The organism is Streptomyces sp. NPDC058295 (assembly GCF_042880655.1).
In the GTDB taxonomy this organism is placed as follows: Bacteria; Actinomycetota; Actinomycetes; order Streptomycetales; family Streptomycetaceae; genus Streptomyces; species Streptomyces coriariae.
Genome location: NZ_JBHVYO010000010.1, coordinates 168062 through 187384 on the forward strand (window position 1 = coordinate 168062; position 19323 = coordinate 187384).

Below are 19323 nucleotides of genomic sequence, written 5' to 3' on the forward strand. Positions count from 1 at the left end.
AACGGGTGTCAGCGGACCGAGGTTCCGTCCGCGCGCAACTGCATCTGCGGCCGCCCCGTCACCAGCAGCCAGGCCGGCAGCGAGGCGATGCAGAGCAGGGCGATGATCGACGGCGAGGCGACCAGGGCGGCGGCGACGAAAAGGCTCACCCAGCCCTGCCGGGTGATGGCCAGGAGGACGCCCAGCACCCCGGTGGCCACGCCCACCGCCGGATGGACGCCCGGCACGAGCGCATGGGCGGTGAGACCGAGGGCGGAGCCCACGAACACGGCCGGGAAGATCCGCCCGCCCCGGAATCCGGAGGTCGCGGCGACGACCAGCGCGGCCATCTTCACCACCGTCATCGTGGCGAACTGTCCGGCCGTCCAGCCGTCGGGGTCTGCGGAGAGCTCCGCGACCTCGTCCAGCCCTTTGAAGAGCGTCAGATGGCCGCCCAGGGCCGCCAGCAGCCCCAGCACGACCCCGCCGGCCGGGAGGATCAGCATCGGGTGCCGCAGCCGCGCGAAGGCGCCGTGCAGGTACGGGAAGGCGTACACGCCGCACATGCCGAGCACCGCGCCCGCCGACGCGACCACGATCGCCGCCAGCAGGTCGTCCCAGCCGGGCTGTCCGAACGGGGGCAGGTGCATGTCGAAGCTCGGATGGTCCACCAGGGTGGTCGTCATCGCGCCGGCCGCGGCGGCGACCAGCGGTGTGAACACGCTGTCCCACAGCGGCCCCTTGGTCTGCCGTCCCGCCAACGCCTCGGAGATCAGCAGCGCCGCCGCCACCGGCGTACCGAACAGCGCGCCGATGGTCGCCGCCTCCGCGAGCATCACCCACACCGCGCCCGGCGCCTTCGGCCGGAACCGGTGGCCCAGCCAGAAGACGACTGCCACGTTCACGGCGATGATCGGGTTCTCCGGGCCCAGGCTGGGTCCGCCCGCCAGCATCAGCGCGGTCGCCACCAGCAGCCCGGGGAGAACCACGGGCGGCAGCACGCGCGCGTCCAGCCCCATCGTGGCCGGGTCGGGACCGGCGTGCCCCGGCACCTTCCACACCACCAGCCCCACCAGCACGCCCGTCATGGTGAGCATGACCATCATCCAGAGCACGGAGTACCGGCCCACGCCCAGCGCGTCCGGGAGGTTCTGCCACAGCACGTGCTGGAGTTGCTCGGCCGCCCCCTCCACCAACAGGAGCATCAGGCTCGCCAGCACGCCGATGGCGAGGGCGGGCAGGATCGACGGCAGCAGGGTGCGTACCGGGGTCGCCGGAACGCTGGGCGGCTGCTGTGCGGTGTCCTGGGCCACGGGCTCACGATAAGCGGGCAAAGCGGACATGACATCCGGGCGGTGGCGGACGAGGCGGGATCCCCTTGCACCTCACGCGGCGTGAGGACGCACCGTGGAGCACGTACGAGAAGGGAGCGGACGAAGTGAGCTACTCGGTAGGACAGGTCGCCGGATTCGCCGGTGTCACGGTGCGCACGCTGCACCACTACGACGACATCGGCCTGCTCGTCCCCGGCGGGCGCAGCCACGCGGGCCACCGGCGCTACGACGACGCCGACCTCGACCGGCTCCAGCGGATCCTGTTCTACCGCGAGCTCGGCTTCCCGCTCGAGGACGTCGCGGCCCTGCTCGACGATCCGGCGGCCGACCCGCGCGCGCACCTGCGCCGGCAGCACGAACTGCTGACCGCCCGGATCGAGCAGCTGCAGAAGATGGCCGCGGCCGTGGAACACGCGATGGAGGCACGCGAGATGGGCATCAACCTCACGCCCGAGGAACGGTTCGAGGTCTTCGGCGACAAGGACCCGGAGCGGTACGCCGAAGAGGCGGAACAGCGCTGGGGCGGCACCGAGGCCTACGCGGAGTCGCAGCGCCGCGCCGCCCGCTACACGAAGGACGACTGGAAGCGCATGCAGGACGAGGTCGCCGACTGGGGCGCGCGCTACGAGGGCCTCATGTCCGCCGGTGAGCCGCCGACCGGCGACGCGGCGATGGGCATGGCCGAGGAACACCGGCAGCACATCAGCAGGTGGTTCTACGACTGCCCGTACGAGACGCACCGCTGTCTGGGCGAGATGTACGTCTCCGACGAGCGCTTCAAGGCCTTCTACGACGCGATGCGCCCGGGCCTCGCCGAGCACCTCAAGGAGGCGATCACGGCGAACGCGGCCCGGCGGACGGCGTAGGGCGGCACAAGGCGGCGCAGTAAGGCGCAGCGAGACGCCTTGAGACGCCTTGAGGCGCCTTGAGGCGGCGAGCGGGTGACGGCGCACCGGGTCCTGGTCCGGGCGCCCGGGAGATCGAGGACTCGCGGGCTACTCCCGGACCAGCACCACCGCGGTTCCGTAGGCGCACACCTCGGTGCCCACCTCCGCCGCCTCCGTCACGTCGAAGCGGAACATCAGCACGCCGTTGGCTCCCCGCGCGCGTGCCTGCTCGACGAGGCGCTCCATGGCCTGGTTGCGGGTTTCGACGAGGGTCTTCGTCAAGCCCTTGAGCTCACCGCCGATCATCGACTTGAGGCCCGCGCCGATCTGGCTGCCCAGGTGCCGTGAGCGCACCGTCAGCCCGAAGACCTCGCCGATGACCTTGTCCACGCGGAACCCGGGTACGTCGTTCGTGGTGACGACCAGTACGTCCGGCTCGGGGCCCTGCCCGCCACCGTAGTCTTCGATGCCCATGGCTCACAGCTTCGTCCCAGCGGGCCCACAGTGCATCCCGGAGACATCCGTGGAACCTGGGGCGGACACATTGCGTTGATAGCTTTGTGCGGCTGCACCATGGACGCCGTACCCTTCCCCCACCCATCAGGAGCCCGGAACCGTGACGACGATCGCCCTCGGACCGAGCTGGCTCGACCCCAACTACCTGCTCGACAACTTCGGTCTCTGGGGCCTGTTGCTCATCGTCTTCGCGGAGTCCGGCCTGCTGATCGGGTTCTTCCTGCCCGGTGACTCCCTGCTGTTCACCGCAGGACTGCTGATCACGTCGAACCAGCTGGACTTCCCGCTGTGGGGCGCGGTCGCGCTGATCTGCGTCGCCGCGATCCTGGGCGACCAGGCGGGTTACATGTTCGGCAAGAAGGTCGGCCCGTCGCTCTTCAACCGACCGGACTCCCGGCTCTTCAAGCAGGAGAACGTCACCAAGGCGAACGAGTTCTTCGAGAAGTACGGCCCGAAGTCCCTGGTCCTGGCCCGCTTCGTGCCCATCGTGCGCACCTTCACACCGATCATCGCCGGCGTCAGCGGCATGCGGTACCGCTCCTTCCTGGTCTTCAACGTCATCGGCGGCGTCCTGTGGGGCGCGGGCGTCACCCTGCTCGGCTCCTGGCTGGGCAACATCGACTTCGTCAAGAAGAACATCGAAGCGATCCTCATCCTGATCGTTCTCGTCTCCGTGGTCCCGATCATCATCGAGTTCCTGCGAGCCCGCTCGAAGGCCAAGAAGGACCCGCAGCAGACCCCGTCGCAGACTCCCGGGCAGCAGCACCAGCCCCACCAGCAGCCCCCGGTCATGGACGACGCGACGACCCAGCTCCGCCGGATCGACCAGCACGACCAGCAGTACCAGTACGGCAACCAGGGCCAGAACCAGGGCCACGGCCACGGTCAGAACCAGGGGCACGGCCAGAACCAGAACCAGGGGCAGGCTGAACAGCACGACTACTACGGTCAGCAGCAGTACCCCCAGCAGCAGCCGTACCCGCACCAGCAGCAGTACCCCCAGGACTGGCAGCAGCAGCCCCAACAGCAGCCCCAGCAGCAGCCGTACGGCGCTCAGCAGAACGGCCAGTACCCCTACGACAACCAGGGCTACTAGAGGCTCAGAAGCCCCGCGTCCGCTTGGCGGCCCGCCGCTTCTCGGCGGAGCCGATCCGCAGGAACAGCCGCGAGATCTCGGACCCGAGGTTCACGCCGATCGCGATGGCCATCGCCAGTGCCGCGGCCTTGGTGATCGACACCAGCCCCGCGTCCACCTCGTTCTGCGCGATGGCCAGCAGCCCGAAGTAGGTCGCCGATCCCGGCAGCAGGGGCCCGATCGCGGCGGTCGTGTACGGCAGGGCGGAAGCGAACCGGTAGCGCGACAGCAACTGCCCGAACAGGCCCACCACGCCCGCCGCGACGGCCGTGGAGGCGACCGGCGAGATCTCCCCGGCGTAGTGCATCGCGCCGTACACCGACCACGCCACACCGCCGTTCAGGGTGACGGCCAGCACGGTGGATCGTTCCTGCTGAAGCAGCACCGCGAAGGTCAACGACAGCAGCATCGACGCGCCGATCTGCCACAGCGGCCGCTTGGTGATCCCCAGGGCCGCGTCGGGATTGAGATGCGCGCCGAGCTGCACACCGACGTAGAGCATCACCAGCACGCCCGCCACGATGCCCACGAAGAAGTACATGACCTCCAGCAGGCGCGCGGCCGCGGTGATGTAGAAACCGGTCAGGCCGTCCTGGACGCCCGCCACCAGCGCCCGTCCGGGCAGCAGCGCGAACAGCCCACCGGTGATCACCGCGGACGCTTTCACCTCGACGTCCGCCAGCGTCAGCGCGATGCCTATCGCGGCCGGCGGCATCGCGGCGACCAGGAACTGGTAGAACTCCGGCAGCCCGCGTCCCGCGCAGAGCCACGCCAGCCGGTCGCCGAGCATCGCGCCGAGCGCCGCCGCCACGAACACGACGAGGTCGCCGCCGACCAGCACCGAGGCCGCGCCCGCGAGCAGCCCGCTCGCCGAGGTCAGCACCCAGCCCGGGTACGGATGCCGGTTGCGGCGCATCTCCGCGAGCCGCCGGTAGGCCTCTTCCAGGGAGAGATGGCTCTCCGGGTCGCTCAGGTCGTCCACGAGCCGGAAGACGGCCGCCAGGCGCGTGTAGTCGGTGCCTCGGCGGCGGACCGTCCGGGACGCCGTCACCGGGTCCTCCACCAGCGACGGCTGGTAGGAGATCGACAGCAGCGTGAAGGTGACGTTCGGTTCGCAGCGGTCGAGCCCGTAGGAGCGGCAGACCGCGAACATCGCGGCTTCCACGTCCTCGGCGCCCTCGCCGCCCGCGAGCAGCAGCTCGCCGATACGCAACGTCAGGTCGAGCACGCGCGGGACGGCCGGGCCGCCCTCCTCCGCCTTCGGCCCCGGCTCCGGCGCGGGCCGGTCGGCCACCGGCATCCGCAGCATCGTGCGCATCCGGTCCTGCCAGGGCAGGTCCTTGATCAGACTCACCACCGGCACGCCTTCGGCCGGTGTGAAGGCCGACGGGGCCTGCCGGGCGCTGTACGTGCTCGGCAGGCTGAACGCCGATCCCTCGCCCTCCGCGGCGGCGGGCGGGCCCACGTCCAGCCCGCTTGGGACGGCGAACTCCGACGTGGTCTCCGGCTCACCGCCGGTTCTGGGGGCGGCCAGCCCCGCCGGGATCGCGAACTCGGACGTGATCTCGGGGTCGAACCCGCTCCTCGCCTCGTCCGACTGCGGTTTGCGGTCCTCCGCCTCCGACACTCAGCAACGCTCCCTGAACGACACGTTCCGTACAGGCCTCAGTATGCGCACAGACGCACGGAAGGGCCGCACGCGTACGCGTGCGACCCTTCCGGCGGCATCAGGCGACAGAGGCCTCAGTGGCCGCCCTGGTCCTTGAAACGCTTGTAGGACCGCTCGATCTCGGCCTCGGCGTCGGTGCGGCCCACCCAGTCGGCGCCCTCGACGGACTTGCCGGGCTCCAGGTCCTTGTAGACCTCGAAGAAGTGCTGGATCTCCAGACGGTCGAACTCCGACACGTGGTGGATGTCCCGCAGGTGCTCCACGCGCGGGTCGGTCGACGGGACGCACAGCAGCTTGTCGTCGCCGCCGGCCTCGTCCGTCATCCGGAACATGCCGATCGCGCGGCAGCGGATCAGACAGCCCGGGAACGTCGGCTCGTCCAGGATGACCAGCGCGTCCAGCGGGTCACCGTCCTCGCCGAGAGTGTTCTCGACGAATCCGTAGTCGGTCGGGTAGGCGGTCGAGGTGAAGAGTCGACGGTCCAGGCGGATCCGACCGGTCTCGTGGTCCACCTCGTACTTGTTCCGCGAACCCTTCGGGATCTCGATCGTGACGTCGAACTCCACCGGTGGCTCCTCCATGATCAACACATAGTTCTGGTGGTTAAGTGTCCCTCACGCCGCAGTGTGATCGCGAAAGGGGCTGGTGTTCGTGCCAGAGCTGAGGCCTTGGCGGGCCGTGAGACCGCACGTGGTGCGGGTCACGGACGCCGTTCGACCGCGTCTGGCACGGGCCGCAGGGATCGTAAGGCCTCGTCTCGCACGTGTGGCGGCGGCCGCGAAGCCGCAGGTCGCACGGCTCACACAGGCGGCCAAGCCGCAGCTCGAGCGAATCACGAAGGCCGGTCCGAACACCAGGTCGTGGCAGTACACCGCGGGTGCGGCGACCGCCGGGCTGGCGCTGGCCGCCGGTGTGGTGACCGCCGCCGGCCCCTGGGACTCCACCGGTCAGCGTACGGCCGAGCGGGACCGGGCCGTCGCCCTGGAACAGGTGGGTGGCACAGATCACGGCCGTACGGACGATTCGTCCGATACCTCCGACACGGCGGCCGGAGCGCCGCGGCCCGCGCCGAGCGCCGCCTCCGTCCTCGCGGGCCTGGGGAGCGCCACCAACGCCGTGAAGTCCGCCCCGGACGCCCTGCCGACCGGCACGGGCCTCTCGGGCGTCCTGGGCCCCCTCCTGGGCGATCCGGCCCTCGGCGCCCGGCGGACCGCTGTGGTCGTCGACGTGGCCACCGGCAAGCGGCTGTACGGCTCCGGGGCCGACGAGGCGCTGACCCCGGCGTCCACGACGAAGATCGCCACCGCGGTCGCCGCGCTCTCCGCGATGGGCGGCGAGCACCGCCTCACCACCCGCGCCGCGCTGGAAGCCGGCACCAGGGAAGTCGTCCTCGTCGGCGGCGGCGACCCCACCCTCACGGCCCGCGCGGACGCCGGGGGCTGGGCCGACCTGCGCACCCTCGCCGCTTCCACGGCGGCCGCCCTGAAGAAGCGCGGCCTCACCCGGGTGACGCTCTCGTACGACACGACGCTGTTCGCCGGAACCCAGGTTCACCCCATCGGGGTCAACCCCAACCTCGCCGCCGTCACCGCCCTGTCCGCCGACGAGGGCCGCACCGACGACTCCACCAGCGGGCCGACGACCCGCGTGAGCGATCCGGCGGCCGACGCGACCCGCAAGTTCGCCGAGTTCCTGAAGGCCGCCGGCATCAAGACCTCGGCCCCCGGACCGTCCAAGGCCACCACGCGCGCGACGACCCTCGCCACGGTCTCCTCGCCCCCGCTGTCCGTCCTGGTCGAACGGATGCTGACCAACAGCGACAACGACATCGCCGAGGCCCTCGCCCGCCAGACCGCCGTCGCGACCGGTGTCCGCGCCGACTTCGCAGGTGCCGGCAAGGCCGTCCAGGCGCAACTGAAGAAGCTCGGACTGCCGTTGACCGGCGTCCGGATCAAGGACGGCAGCGGTCTCGACCGCGAGGACCGGCTCACGGCGAACCTCCTGACCGCCCTCCTGGTCAAGGCCGGTGACGCCGGCCGCCCCGACCTGCGCCCCGTCCTCACCGGCCTTCCCGTCGCCGGTTTCACCGGCACTCTCACCAGCCGCTACACGGAGGGCGCGGCCGGCGTCGTGCGCGCCAAGACCGGCACCCTGACCGGCGTGAACACCCTCGCCGGCACGGTCGTCGACCAGGACGGCCGCCTCCTCGCGTTCGCCCTGCTGGCCGCCGGCACGACCGATCCGGCGGCGGCCCAGGTGGCGCTGGACCGGGCGGCGACGGCGCTGGCGGGGTGCGGCTGCCGCTGAGCGGCGCGGCCCGGCACCCCCGAGCCGCCCCCGGCCCCGACCCTGACATCTCCCTGAACGGTCTCCCGCGGCCTGCCCCCAACGGCGGCGCTCACGTACGGTTGACGCATGACGAGCAACGGTGGCGCTGCTTCTTCGGGGATGGTCGACTGGAATCTCGCGGTGGCGACCGCGACCCGGCTCGTGCGGCCGGGACCCGAGGTCAGCCGCGACGAGGCGCGAGCCGTCGTCGCGGAACTGCGCCGACACGCCAAGGCCTCGGAGGGACACGTCCGGGGCTTCACTCGTATGGGCACCGAGGACGTCCACGACACGCCGGTCCTCGTCGTCGACCGCCCGGGCTGGGTGGCGGCGAACGTGGCGGGCTTCCGCGAGATCCTCAAACCGCTCCTCGACAAGATGCAGGAACGGCGCGGCAACACCCCCGGCGGCGCGGTCCTCGGCGCCGTCGGCGGCAAGGTCACCGGCGTCGAACTGGGCATGCTGCTGTCCTTCCTGTCCTCCCGCGTCCTCGGCCAGTACGAGACCTTCGCCCCCGCCACCCGCGCGCTCCCCGCCGGGGCCAACGGCGGCGGCCGGCTGCTGCTCGTCGCGCCGAACATCGTCCACGTGGAACGCGAACTCGACGTGGAGCCGCACGACTTCCGGCTGTGGGTGTGCCTCCACGAGGAGACGCACCGCACCCAGTTCTCGGCCGTGCCCTGGCTGCGGGACCACCTCGAGGGTGAAATCCAGTCGTTCTTGGGCGAGACCGACGTCGACCCCATGACGTTCCTGGAGCGGGTCAGGGAAGCGGCCCAGTCCCTGGCCGGCGGCCGGCCCGAGGGCGAGGAGGACGACGGCGGCCGTTCCCTGGTCGAATTGGTGCAGACGCCGGCCCAGCGGGAGATCCTCGCCCGCCTCACCGCCGTGATGTCCCTCCTGGAGGGACACGCCGACTTCGTCATGGACGGAGTGGGCCCGGAAGTCGTGGCGTCCGTCGCCGAGATCCGCGAGAAGTTCCAGCAGCGCCGCGCCAAGGGCGCCTCCCGACTGGACATCGCCCTGCGGAAGTTGCTGGGCCTGGACGCCAAGCTCAAGCAGTACCGGGACGGCGAGCGCTTCGTACGGGCCGTCGTCGACCAGGTGGGCATGGACGGCTTCAACCGCGTTTGGACCTCCCCGAACACACTTCCGACCAAGGCCGAGATCGCCAAGCCGGCGGAGTGGGTCACGCGAGTGCACCGCAAGGCCGAGTCATGAACCCGCCAGAACGGCGATGAACGAATCCGGCCGACGGCAGGAGAACGCCCCTTCAATCACCCGTCCGAGGGACCGTGAGCCCTGGGCAGGCGTGCAATGCTCGGGGAACGCCCCGGTTCTGTCACCATCTACACACTCTGCGTGACCGAACCTCGGGTTCACCCCCGACAACTTCATGAAGGGAACCGGACAGTGGGTCCCCATCCTGCGGTCGCGGCGATACGCCTGGCGGTCCGCCGCGTACTCCACGACATCCTCAACGACCACCCCACCCCCGACACGGGCTCCCACGAGCGACCGGCACCGCCGCTCGTGCTCGTGGCGTGCTCCGGTGGCGCCGACTCCATGGCGCTCGCCTCCGCCCTCGCCTTCGAGGCGCCCCGGCTCGGCATCCGGGCCGGCGGTGTCACCGTCGACCACGGCCTCCAGCCCGGTTCCGACCTGCGCGCCGAGGAAGTCGTCCTGCGCCTGCGCGAACTCGGCCTCGATCCCGTGGAGGCGACGGCCGTGACCGTCGGCCGCGAAGGCGGGCCCGAGGCCGCGGCCCGCGACGCGCGCTACGCCGCCCTCGACGCCGCCGCCGTCCGCCACGGCGCCGCCGCGATCCTGCTCGGCCACACCCGCGACGACCAGGCCGAAACCGTCCTGCTCGGCCTCGCCCGCGGCTCCGGCATCCGCTCACTGTCCGGGATGGCGGCGGTCTCGGGGGCCGACGGCCGCTATCGCCGCCCCTTCCTCCGGCTCGACCGGCAGACCGCCCGCAAGGCCTGCATGGTCCAGTCCCTGCCCGTCTGGGACGACCCGCACAACGCCGACCCGGCCTACACCCGCTCCCGGCTGCGCCACGAGGGGCTGCCCGCCCTGGAGAAGGCCCTCGGCAAGGGCGTCGTCGAGGCGCTCGCCCGAACGGCCCAGCTCTCCCGTGACGACGCCGACGCCCTCGACGCCTGGGCGGGCCAGGCCGAGGCCTCCGTACGGGACGCCGCCGGTCTTCTGGAGTGCGCCAAGCTCTACGCCCTGCCGCCCGCCGTACGCCGTCGGATCCTGCGCCGCGCCGCCATCGAGGCGGGTGCTCCGGCCGGTTCCCTCTTCGCCCGGCACATCGAGGAGGTCGACCGGCTGATCACCGGTTGGCGCGGCCAGGGGGTCATCAATCTCCCCGGCAAAGTCGTCGCCCAGCGCCAGGGTGGCAGACTGGTGATTCGGCAAGGCTGAATCCGGGCCCTCCGGCAGGACCGCTTACGTGGTCGTGGGCGGTCTCGGTGGCTGGTGGGACAACCGAAAGTGATGCGGGTGGACGCGAAAGACATGGGCACCGACCTCAAAGAGGTGCTCATCACCAAGGAAGAGATCGACGCGAAGCTGGTAGAGCTGGCTGCGAAGATCGACGCGGAGTACGCGGGCAAGGACCTGCTCATCGTCGGTGTCCTCAAGGGCGCCGTGATGGTCATGGCCGACCTCGCCCGATCCCTGTCCACCCCCGTCACCATGGACTGGATGGCCGTGTCGTCCTACGGCGCGGGCACCCAGTCCTCCGGTGTCGTGCGGATCCTCAAGGACCTGGACACCGACATCAAGGGCCGTCACGTCCTGATCGTCGAGGACATCATCGACTCCGGTCTGACGCTGTCCTGGCTGATCTCCAACCTCGGCTCGCGCGAGCCCGCCACCCTCAAGGTGTGCACGCTGCTGCGCAAGCCCGAGGCCGCCAAGGTCGCCATCGACGTCGAGTGGGTCGGCTTCGACATCCCCAACGAGTTCGTCGTCGGCTACGGCCTCGACTACGCCGAGAAGTACCGCAACCTCCCGTTCGTCGGTACGCTCGCGCCCCACGTCTACGGCGGCTGAAACCCGAAGGGCCCAAGCCCCGTACGAAGATCGGGAACCCCGGCGGCCCTTTCGCCGTTGGAGCATGCAGACGGGTGCGCCAGCCGTACCGTGCGGCTTTGCGCGACAAAGCTGGGGTACCGTCAGAAGAACTGTCTTATCAAACTCACTATGGCAGGAGGGACGGGGCGACACCGCTCCGTATGGATGGACGTGAAGCGATACTTCCGTGGGCCGGTCATGTGGATCGTGCTGGCCGTCCTTGCCGTGGTCGTGTTGATGCAGGTCGTCGGCTCGTCCGGCGGCTACAAGACGGTGGACACCGGCCAGGTCATTGCAGCGATCAACGACAACAAGGTCGAGTCGGCCAAGCTCACCACCGGTGACGAGCAGACCATCAAGGTCACGCTCAAGGACGGCGAAAAGGTCAAGGACAGCTCGAAGATCCAGGCGAGCTACATCGGCGACCAAGGCGTGACCATTGCCAACACGCTGCAGACCAAGTACCAGGACAAGCAGATCCCGGACGGATACACAGTCTCGCCGACGAAGCAGAACGCCTTCGTCGGGATTCTGCTGTCCCTGCTCCCCTTCGTCCTCATCGTGGTCGTCTTCCTGTTCCTGATGAATCAGATGCAGGGCGGCGGCTCCCGAGTCATGAACTTCGGGAAGTCCAAGGCGAAGCTCATCACCAAGGACACCCCGAAGACGACTTTCGCCGACGTCGCGGGCTCTGACGAGGCCGTCGAGGAACTCCACGAGATCAAGGAGTTCCTCCAGGAACCGGCGAAGTTCCAGGCCGTCGGCGCCAAGATTCCCAAGGGCGTACTCCTGTACGGCCCGCCCGGTACCGGCAAGACGCTTCTCGCGCGTGCCGTCGCCGGCGAGGCGGGTGTTCCCTTCTACTCGATCTCCGGTTCCGACTTCGTCGAGATGTTCGTCGGTGTCGGTGCCTCCCGGGTCCGTGACCTCTTCGAGCAGGCCAAGGCGAACGCCCCGGCGATCGTCTTCGTCGACGAGATCGACGCGGTCGGCCGCCATCGCGGCGCCGGCCTCGGCGGTGGTCACGACGAGCGCGAGCAGACGCTGAACCAGCTGCTCGTCGAGATGGACGGCTTCGACGTCAAGGGCGGCGTGATCCTCATCGCCGCCACGAACCGTCCCGACATCCTCGACCCCGCGCTGCTGCGTCCCGGCCGTTTCGACCGCCAGATCGCGGTCGACCGTCCGGACATGCAGGGCCGTCTGGAGATCCTCAAGGTTCACCAGAAGGGCAAGCCGGTCGCTCCGGACGTCGACCTGTCGGCCGTCGCCCGCCGCACCCCGGGCTTCACCGGCGCGGACCTGTCGAACGTGCTCAACGAAGCGGCGCTCCTCACGGCGCGCAGCGACAAGAAGCTCATCGACAACCACTCGCTGGACGAGGCCATCGACCGCGTCGTGGCGGGCCCGCAGAAGCGGACCCGGATCATGTCGGACAAGGAAAAGAAGATCACCGCGTACCACGAGGGCGGCCACGCCCTGGTCGCGGCGGCTTCCCCGAACTCCGACCCGGTCCACAAGATCACGATCCTGTCGCGCGGACGGGCCCTCGGCTACACGATGGTCCTGCCGGACGAGGACAAGTACTCGACCACGCGCAACGAGATGCTCGACCAGCTGGCCTACATGCTGGGCGGTCGCGCCGCCGAGGAACTGGTCTTCCACGACCCGACCACCGGCGCCGCGAACGACATCGAGAAGGCCACCGCCACGGCCCGCGCGATGGTCACCCAGTACGGCATGACCGAGCGACTGGGCGCGATCAAGTTCGGCGGCGACAACACGGAGCCGTTCCTCGGCCGTGAGATGGCTCACCAGCGCGACTACTCGGAAGAGGTCGCCGCGCTGGTGGACGAGGAAGTCAAGAAGCTGATCGAGACCGCTCACAACGAGGCCTGGGAGATCCTGGTCGAGAACCGCGATGTCCTCGACAACCTGGTGCTTCAGCTGCTCGAGAAGGAGACGCTGAACAAGGAGCAGATCGCCGAGGTCTTCTCCGCCATCGTCAAGCGCCCGGCCCGGCCCGCCTGGACCGGTTCTTCGCGGCGCACGCCGTCCACCCGTCCGCCGGTGCTCTCCCCCCGGGAGCTCGCACTGACGAACGGCGCCAACGGCGCGACTCCGGCGATCTCCACGGCGAAGTCCACCGTGGTGGAGCCCACCCCGGTGACCGAGCCGGCCCCGGAGGACCGCCCCGAGAGCTGATTCGGCTCCCGGGAGCCCCACCAGGCCCGGAATGGATGCCGCGCCCCCCAGGTTCTAGCCTGGGGGGCGCGGCATTTTTCGTCTGATGTCTTCCATGCCGCGATGAGGCGCGTGACCCACACGCGTGACCCGCACAGGAACGAGGCACCACATGACCGACCCCGTGACGCTGGACGGCGAGGGCGCCATCGGCGAGTTCGACGAGAAGCGCGCCGAGAACGCCGTACGCGAACTGCTGATCGCGGTCGGTGAGGATCCGGACCGCGAGGGCCTCCGGGAGACGCCGGCGCGGGTGGCGCGGGCGTACAAGGAGATATTCGCGGGGCTGTGGCAAGAGCCCGAGGACGTGCTGACGACCACCTTCGACCTCGGGCACGACGAGATGGTGCTCGTGAAGGACATCGAGGTGTTCAGCACGTGTGAACACCATCTGGTGCCCTTCAGGGGCGTCGCCCATGTCGGCTACATCCCGTCCACCACCGGGAAGATCACGGGCCTGTCCAAGCTGGCCCGGCTCGTGGACGTCTACGCGCGCCGTCCCCAGGTGCAGGAACGTCTCACCACGCAGATCGCAGACTCCCTGATGGAGATCCTGGAGCCGCGTGGGGTGATCGTCGTCATCGAGTGCGAGCACATGTGCATGTCCATGCGGGGCATCCGCAAGCCCGGCGCCAAGACCATCACCTCGGCGGTGCGGGGGCAGCTGCGGGACGCGGCGACGCGCAACGAGGCGATGAGCCTGATCATGGCGCGCTGAGCCCTGACGAGGCCTGCGCTCAGCCGGGGGACGTCACGCCGGTGACGTCGCGCCCTTGTCCTGGTCGTCGTCCTCGGGCAGCTTGCAGACGCGCTCCAGGAAGATGGCCGCCGCTATGACCGCGATGCCCGCCAGGACCGAGAAACCGGCGTAGATGGCCTGGTCGCGGCGGGCGGGGATGTCCAGGGACTCCAGCAGGAAGACGCCCGTCCCGCCGTACATGCCGGAGACGAGGGCGGCCACCAGGGCGCTGGACTGGCCGAACACGACCGCGCGGGCCGCCATCAGCGGGTCGACGCCCTTGGCCTCGGGACGGCGCTCACGCTGGGCCTTGAGCCGGGCGCGCAGCGACAGCGCGGTGGCCGTGAGCACCACGGCGATCAGGGTGAGGACGATGGGCGCGGCCAGCGGGACGCTGGGGAGGGTCCCGATCGAGTTCCACAGGCGGGCTCCGGCCCAGGACAGGATCGCGGCCACGCCGAACACGCCGGCCAGCACCCTGATGCGCAGCTCTCTCACGGTGTCCCTTCAACTCCCCCGAGCCCGCGGGCATGGGCATCCCGCGGGCAGTGGTCCTGTCGACCTTAACGACTACTCGGGCAGGTGGAGTTCCAGGTCCTTGCGCGCCGCGACGCCCTCGCGGGTCACGGTGTCGAGAAGACCGGCGACCGTGCCGCGGCCGGGCAGCTGGGCCTCGGGCTCCACGTCGTGCCAGGGGGCGAGGACGAAGGCGCGTTCGTGGGCGCGGGGGTGGGGGAGCGTGAGATCCGGGTCGTCGTTGACGACGTCGGCGTACGCGACGATGTCGACGTCGAGCGTGCGCGCGCCCCAGCGTTCGTCGCGCACCCGGTGGAAGGCCTCCTCGACCGCGTGCGCCCGCTCCAGCAGGGAGGACGGCGGGAGGGTCGTCTTCAGCAGGACCACCGCGTTGAAGTACGAGGGCTGGCTGCCGGGCTCGACGCCCCACGGCTTTGTCTCGTACACCGGGGAGACGGCCTTGATGCGTACGCCGGGGGTGTCCTCGAGGGCGTCGATGGCGCCCTGGAGGGTCTCCAGGCGGTTGCCCAGGTTGGAGCCGAGGGCGATCACGGCCCGCTGGGGGTTGTGCAGGGTGGTGTCGGCGGCGTCGACCTTCTCCACGACGGAGGCGGGTACCGGCTGTACGGTCGGGTCGCTCTGACCCTCGGTGAAGAACGCGGTCATACTCGGCTCCGGATGATGGTGACGGTCACGTCGTCGAAGGGGACCGTGATCGGCGCGTCCGGTTTGTGGACGCAGACCTCGACCTCCTGGACCCCTTCGTGCTTCAGACAGGCCTGGGCGATGCGCTCGGCGAGCGTCTCGATGAGGTCGACGGGATCGCCCTGGACGACGGCCACGACCTCCTCCGCCACGATGCCGTAGTGGACGGTCTTCGCCAGGTCGTCGTCGGCCGCGGCCGGTCGGGTGTCCAGGCCCAGGACGAGGTCCACGATGAAGGTCTGGCCCTCCTCGCGTTCCTTGGGGAACACGCCGTGGTACCCGCGGGCCTTCAGGCCGCGCAGCGCGACACGATCCACGCGAATCACTCCTGCAGTCGTCGGTTTCGGCCGGTGCGTCCGGGTGCGGGCGCCACCCCGGCCTCGAACGAATCTACCCGCGAGCACTGACAGACCCGGGCTCCGGCCACCGTGGCCCGGGCCGGATCCAGGACTTTTCACCGGGTGTCTCCCTACGGGAACCCGGCTGCTCACAGGCTGGTAGCCGCCCCTACCCACGGGTTCGTGATTCCAACCACTTCTTGGTCCCTGTGGGTCATCTCGGGGCTTCCTGCACCCTCCCTGTGCTCCGCCTACCCGCTCAGGAGGGGTTCTCGTCGCTCTCGGGGTCTTCGGGACCGTCGGCTTCGTCGTTCTCCGTCAACACCGGGGAGGCGTGGTGCGACCACAACTTCCATCCGTCGGAGGTACGCCGGAACACGTTTGTGGCGACCACCAGCTGGCCGACGAGCGGCCCGAGTTCCTCGCCGTCCTCCGGCGCCGGGCCGCCGCTGAGGATGTTCTCGGTGCAGTTCACCAGCGCGGTGTCGCCGGTGACGGAGACATGCACATCGGTGAGGAAGAACTGGATGTAGTCGGTGTTCGCCATGATCAGCGCGTACGACCGCAGCACGTCGCCCCGGCCGGTGAGCACGGGCCAGCCGGGGTGCACGCAGGAGATCACGCCGACGTCCGCCGGGTCGTGGTACGTCTCGTCCACGCCCAGGTCGGCCGGGGTGAGCCAGAGCGCGGACACCCCGTCGAAGTCGCCTTGCTCCAGTGCCTCGTAGAAGGCGGTGTTGGCGGCTTCGACCTGTTCGACGTCGGTGTGGGGGGCGCTCACCGGACTCCTTCTGCGCCGCTCGGGCCGTGCCCGCCGCGGTGCGCGTCCGGGGGCGCAGGTTCGCCCGTGGGGGTGTGCGCCGGGCGTGGTGCGCTCGCGCCGGGCGCGTTGCCTTCCTCGCGCGCCCCCTCCACGGCACGGGCGACCCGTACCGCGTCCGCCGTCGCGCGCACCTCGTGCACGCGGACCGCCCAGGCGCCTGCCTCCGCGGCGAGGGCCGAGACGGCGGCGGTGGCGGCGTCGCGCTCGCGCGCGGGCGGTGGCGCGCCCTCCGGGCCGGCCAGGACACGGCCGAGGAACCGCTTGCGGGAGGCCGCGACGAGCAGCGGGTGGCCGAGGGCGTGCAGCCGGTCGAGGTGGGCCAGCAGGGAGAGGTCCTGATCGGCCTCCTTGGAGAAGCCCAGACCCGGGTCGACGACGATGCGGTCGGGGGAGACGCCGCCCGCCAGGACGGCTTCCACACGCGCGTGGAGTTCGTCCACGACCTCGGCGACGACATCGGCGTAGACGCCTCGGACGTTGCCGCCCTCGAGGAAGCCGCGCCAGTGCATGACGACGAAGGGGGCACCCGCGTCCGCGACGGCCGGGATCATCGCCGGGTCGGCGAGGCCGCCGCTGACGTCGTTGACGAGGGCGGCACCGGCCGCCAGGGCCTGGGCCGCGACGGAGGCGCGCATCGTGTCGACGGAGACGACGACACCCTCGGAGGCGAGGCCCCGGACCACGGGGATGACCCGGCGGAGCTCCTCGGTCTCGTCGACCCGGCTGGCGCCGGGGCGGGTGGACTCGCCGCCGACGTCCACCAGGTCCGCGCCCTCGGCGACGAGCTGGAGGCCGTGCTTGACGGCGGCCGTCGTGTCGAACCAGCGGCCGCCGTCGGAGAAGGAGTCGGGGGTCACGTTGACGACTCCCATGACCGCGCAGCGGTCCCATTCCGGAAGGCCGGCGACGCGCCCGCGTCCGCTCTGCTTGCTCATGCGTTCAGCGTAGGCCCAGCAGGGGGCCCTGCCGCGGTGCGGCCCGGGTGGAAGCCCCGGAGCCGGGAGGGGGCGGGGCCGCCACCCGGGCCGGTCTCGTGGCGCGGGTCCGGCCGCCCGGGCGGCGCTCGGCTCGATGCGGGCCCGGCGACTGGCCCGGGAGTACGCCGGCCGGCACCGGCACCGCCGCGCCTACGCCGCGCGTACGTCCCTCTCCGCCACCGCGTGCGTACACACGCGTGCCGCTGTGGAGCGGCGGCGCAGGAAGCGCGGCAGCGGGAGGGCGAGGCTGACGAAGCCCTCGGCCTGCATGGCGGCGAAGCCGATGCGGGGAAGGTCGCCGGAGGCCCGGTAGACGACGAAGCGGGGCTCCCAGCGCGGCTGGAACTTGGCGTTGAACTTGTACAGCGACTCGATCTGGAACCAGCGGGACAGGAACACCAGCAGCCCGCGCCAGGCCCGCAGGACCGGGCCCGCGCCGATCTTCTCGCCGCGGGCCAGCGCCGCGCGGAACATGGCGAAGTTCAGCGACACGCGCGCGATGCCGAACTTCGGGGCGGCCTGGAGTGCGGCGACGATCAGGAGTTCGTTCATGCCCGGGTCGGCCGAGCGGTCGCGGCGCATCAGGTCCAGGGAGGCGCCGTCCGGGCCCCAGGGCACGAAGTGCAGGATCGCCTTCAGGTCGCCGTACTCGCCGGGGACCTCGTCGGCCTTGTGCGCGGTGGCGATGAGGCAGTCCCCGTCGGCGGCGTCACCGATGCGGCCCAGGGCCATCGAGAAGCCGCGCTCGGTGTCGGTGCCGCGCCAGTCCTCGGAGGCCCGCCGGATGCGCTCCAGTTCGGCCTCGCCGAGGTCACGGACGCGCCGTACCCGGGTCTCGTAACCGGCGCGTTCGATGCGTTTGACCATTTGGCGCACGTTGCGCATCGCGCGGCCGGCCAGGGAGAAATCCGCCACGTCCACCACCGCCTCGTCACCCAGCTCGAGGGCGTCGAGGCCGGTCTCACGGGTCCACACCTCGCCGCCCGTCTCCGAGCAGCCCATGACGGCGGGCGTCCAGGAGTGGGCCTTGGCCTCGTCCATGAAGCGTTCGATGGCGCCGGGCCAGGCCTCGACGTCGCCGATGGGGTCGCCGCTGGCGAGCATCACGCCGGAGACGACGCGGTAGGTCACGGCCGCCTTCCCGCTGGGCGAGAAGACCACGGCCTTGTCGCGGCGCAGCGCGAAGTGGCCCAGGGAGTCGCGGCGCCCGTGCTTGTCCAGCAGGGCACGCAGGCGCACCTCGTCCTCCTCCGTGAGGCGGGCGGCCGGGTGCTCGGGGCGGAAGGCCAGGTAGATCGTGGTGGCCGCGGTGATCCAGCCGAGGGCGCCCAGGGAGAAGGCGACGGTCCAGGAGGTGTTGCCCTGGTAGTCGACCGGGCCCTCGAAGCCGAAGAGGCCGTACAGCACGTGGGTAATGCGATCGGCCAGGCTCGGGTCGCCGATCAGGCGCCGCGGGTGGACGCTGACGATGATCAGACCCAGACCGAGGGAACCGGCGCCCATGAGGACGAAGTTGGCGAGCGCGCGCCAGCGGCTGCGCGGGTCGGGCAGTGCCGCGAACTGGTCGCGGTGCAGCAGCAGCGGAACCAGGAGAGCGACCGAGATGAGCGCGCCCACGATCGAGTGCCGGTACACGAACTGGGCCACGGCGCCCGCCGGGAGCAGTACCACCGCCGCGCGCCACGCGCGCCGCTTGCCGCGCCTGAGGCCGTGGGCGAGCAGCAGCAACAGGACGCCGGCGCTGAGCGACAGCGCCGCCGCGAACGGCCCGAACGAGCCGGGCAGCACCTCGGCGAAGGTGTGCATACGGCTGTGCCTGAACCGCGGGAAGACGCCTCCGGCGACATCCAGCAGGCCCACGAGGGCACAGGCGCGGGCGACCAGGGCAGGGACGGACTCGGGGCGCGGACCTCGCACTATCTGCCGCACCCGGCTTGATCGGTGCGGAACCCCGCCCGACATTTCCCCATCTTGAGTGACAGACATCGCATCCCGTAGTTCCGCGAGAGACCTTGGACCCGGGCCCGATTCGGGCATCCGGCG

Annotated in this window: 19 protein-coding genes; 9 read left to right on the forward strand and 10 right to left on the reverse strand. The window is 70.7% G+C overall.

Annotation, left to right across the window (positions count from 1 at the left end):
• Positions 1-8: 8 nt before the first annotated feature.
• On the reverse strand, positions 9-1292 hold the full coding sequence (locus ACFVYS_RS13500) for an ion channel protein (protein WP_389501694.1): 1284 nt from the start codon (positions 1290-1292) through the stop codon (positions 9-11).
• Between the two features lie 125 nt (positions 1293-1417).
• On the opposite strand from ACFVYS_RS13500, the gene ACFVYS_RS13505 reads away from it, so the two are divergent.
• Positions 1418-2179, forward strand: coding sequence for a MerR family transcriptional regulator (locus tag ACFVYS_RS13505; protein ID WP_389501696.1), 762 nt, complete (start codon positions 1418-1420; stop codon positions 2177-2179).
• A 129-nt stretch (positions 2180-2308) separates the two neighbouring features.
• Here the strand turns inward: ACFVYS_RS13505 and ACFVYS_RS13510 are convergent, their stop codons facing one another.
• A complete protein-coding gene (locus ACFVYS_RS13510) occupies positions 2309-2674 on the reverse strand; it encodes a YbjQ family protein (RefSeq protein ID WP_389501698.1) in 366 nt (121 codons plus the stop codon).
• A gap of 142 nt (positions 2675-2816) precedes the next feature.
• Between ACFVYS_RS13510 and ACFVYS_RS13515 the strand changes: the two genes are divergently transcribed.
• A complete protein-coding gene (locus tag ACFVYS_RS13515; RefSeq protein ID WP_389501700.1) occupies positions 2817-3812 on the forward strand; it encodes a DedA family protein in 996 nt (331 codons plus the stop codon).
• Positions 3813-3816: 4 nt separating this feature from the next.
• Here the strand turns inward: ACFVYS_RS13515 and ACFVYS_RS13520 are convergent, their stop codons facing one another.
• Complete coding sequence (locus ACFVYS_RS13520; protein ID WP_389501702.1) at positions 3817-5478, reverse strand: threonine/serine exporter ThrE family protein; 1662 nt, start codon at positions 5476-5478, stop codon at positions 3817-3819.
• Between the two features lie 116 nt (positions 5479-5594).
• The gene (locus ACFVYS_RS13525; protein ID WP_007452023.1) at positions 5595-6086 is read right to left on the reverse strand and encodes an inorganic diphosphatase; all 492 of its coding nucleotides are present in this window, start codon (positions 6084-6086) and stop codon (positions 5595-5597) included.
• Between the two features lie 79 nt (positions 6087-6165).
• Between ACFVYS_RS13525 and dacB the strand changes: the two genes are divergently transcribed.
• From dacB to folE, 6 genes are all read left to right on the forward strand, one after another.
• Entirely contained in the window at positions 6166-7827 is a 1662-nt protein-coding gene (gene dacB, locus ACFVYS_RS13530; protein ID WP_389501704.1) for a D-alanyl-D-alanine carboxypeptidase/D-alanyl-D-alanine-endopeptidase, read from the forward strand.
• 108 nt (positions 7828-7935) lie between these two features.
• Positions 7936-9069 carry a zinc-dependent metalloprotease gene (locus ACFVYS_RS13535; protein WP_389501706.1) on the forward strand — a complete coding sequence of 378 codons (1134 nt, stop codon included), beginning with the start codon at positions 7936-7938 and terminating at the stop codon, positions 9067-9069.
• A 192-nt stretch (positions 9070-9261) separates the two neighbouring features.
• Positions 9262-10284: a tRNA lysidine(34) synthetase TilS gene (tilS, locus tag ACFVYS_RS13540; protein ID WP_389501707.1), complete on the forward strand. Its 1023-nt coding sequence runs from the start codon at positions 9262-9264 to the stop codon at positions 10282-10284.
• 72 nt (positions 10285-10356) lie between these two features.
• Positions 10357-10917, forward strand: a complete 561-nt coding sequence (gene hpt / locus ACFVYS_RS13545) for a hypoxanthine phosphoribosyltransferase (protein WP_057601282.1) — start codon at positions 10357-10359, stop codon at positions 10915-10917.
• A gap of 186 nt (positions 10918-11103) precedes the next feature.
• Entirely contained in the window at positions 11104-13143 is a 2040-nt protein-coding gene (gene ftsH / locus ACFVYS_RS13550; protein ID WP_362275838.1) for an ATP-dependent zinc metalloprotease FtsH, read from the forward strand.
• A gap of 151 nt (positions 13144-13294) precedes the next feature.
• On the forward strand, positions 13295-13900 hold the full coding sequence (gene folE, locus ACFVYS_RS13555; RefSeq protein ID WP_389501709.1) for a GTP cyclohydrolase I FolE: 606 nt from the start codon (positions 13295-13297) through the stop codon (positions 13898-13900).
• A 33-nt stretch (positions 13901-13933) separates the two neighbouring features.
• On the opposite strand, the gene ACFVYS_RS13560 is transcribed toward folE, so the two are convergent.
• The 6 genes from ACFVYS_RS13560 to ACFVYS_RS13585 all read right to left on the reverse strand — a co-directional run bounded on the left by ACFVYS_RS13560 (position 13934) and on the right by ACFVYS_RS13585 (position 19140).
• On the reverse strand, positions 13934-14419 hold the full coding sequence (locus ACFVYS_RS13560) for a DUF3180 domain-containing protein (RefSeq protein ID WP_389501711.1): 486 nt from the start codon (positions 14417-14419) through the stop codon (positions 13934-13936).
• Between the two features lie 72 nt (positions 14420-14491).
• The gene (gene folK, locus ACFVYS_RS13565) at positions 14492-15103 is read right to left on the reverse strand and encodes a 2-amino-4-hydroxy-6-hydroxymethyldihydropteridine diphosphokinase (RefSeq protein ID WP_389501712.1); all 612 of its coding nucleotides are present in this window, start codon (positions 15101-15103) and stop codon (positions 14492-14494) included.
• Positions 15100-15459 (reverse strand): dihydroneopterin aldolase, encoded by a 360-nt coding sequence (folB, locus tag ACFVYS_RS13570; RefSeq protein ID WP_020132500.1) that lies wholly within the window; start codon positions 15457-15459, stop codon positions 15100-15102. Before folB ends, folK begins: the two co-directional genes overlap by 4 nt.
• Before the next feature lie 280 nt (positions 15460-15739).
• Positions 15740-16261: a nuclear transport factor 2 family protein gene (locus ACFVYS_RS13575; RefSeq protein WP_389501714.1), complete on the reverse strand. Its 522-nt coding sequence runs from the start codon at positions 16259-16261 to the stop codon at positions 15740-15742.
• Complete coding sequence (folP, locus tag ACFVYS_RS13580) at positions 16258-17238, reverse strand: dihydropteroate synthase (RefSeq protein ID WP_389501716.1); 981 nt, start codon at positions 17236-17238, stop codon at positions 16258-16260. The genes ACFVYS_RS13575 and folP overlap by 4 nt, the downstream gene beginning before the upstream one ends.
• Before the next feature lie 192 nt (positions 17239-17430).
• Positions 17431-19140 carry a phosphatidylglycerol lysyltransferase domain-containing protein gene (locus tag ACFVYS_RS13585; RefSeq protein WP_389501808.1) on the reverse strand — a complete coding sequence of 570 codons (1710 nt, stop codon included), beginning with the start codon at positions 19138-19140 and terminating at the stop codon, positions 17431-17433.
• On the opposite strand from ACFVYS_RS13585, the gene ACFVYS_RS13590 reads away from it, so the two are divergent.
• A complete protein-coding gene (locus ACFVYS_RS13590; protein ID WP_282438183.1) occupies positions 19093-19218 on the forward strand; it encodes a hypothetical protein in 126 nt (41 codons plus the stop codon). The two genes, ACFVYS_RS13585 and ACFVYS_RS13590, sit on opposite strands and share 48 nt — an antisense overlap.
• Positions 19219-19323 lie beyond the last annotated feature (105 nt).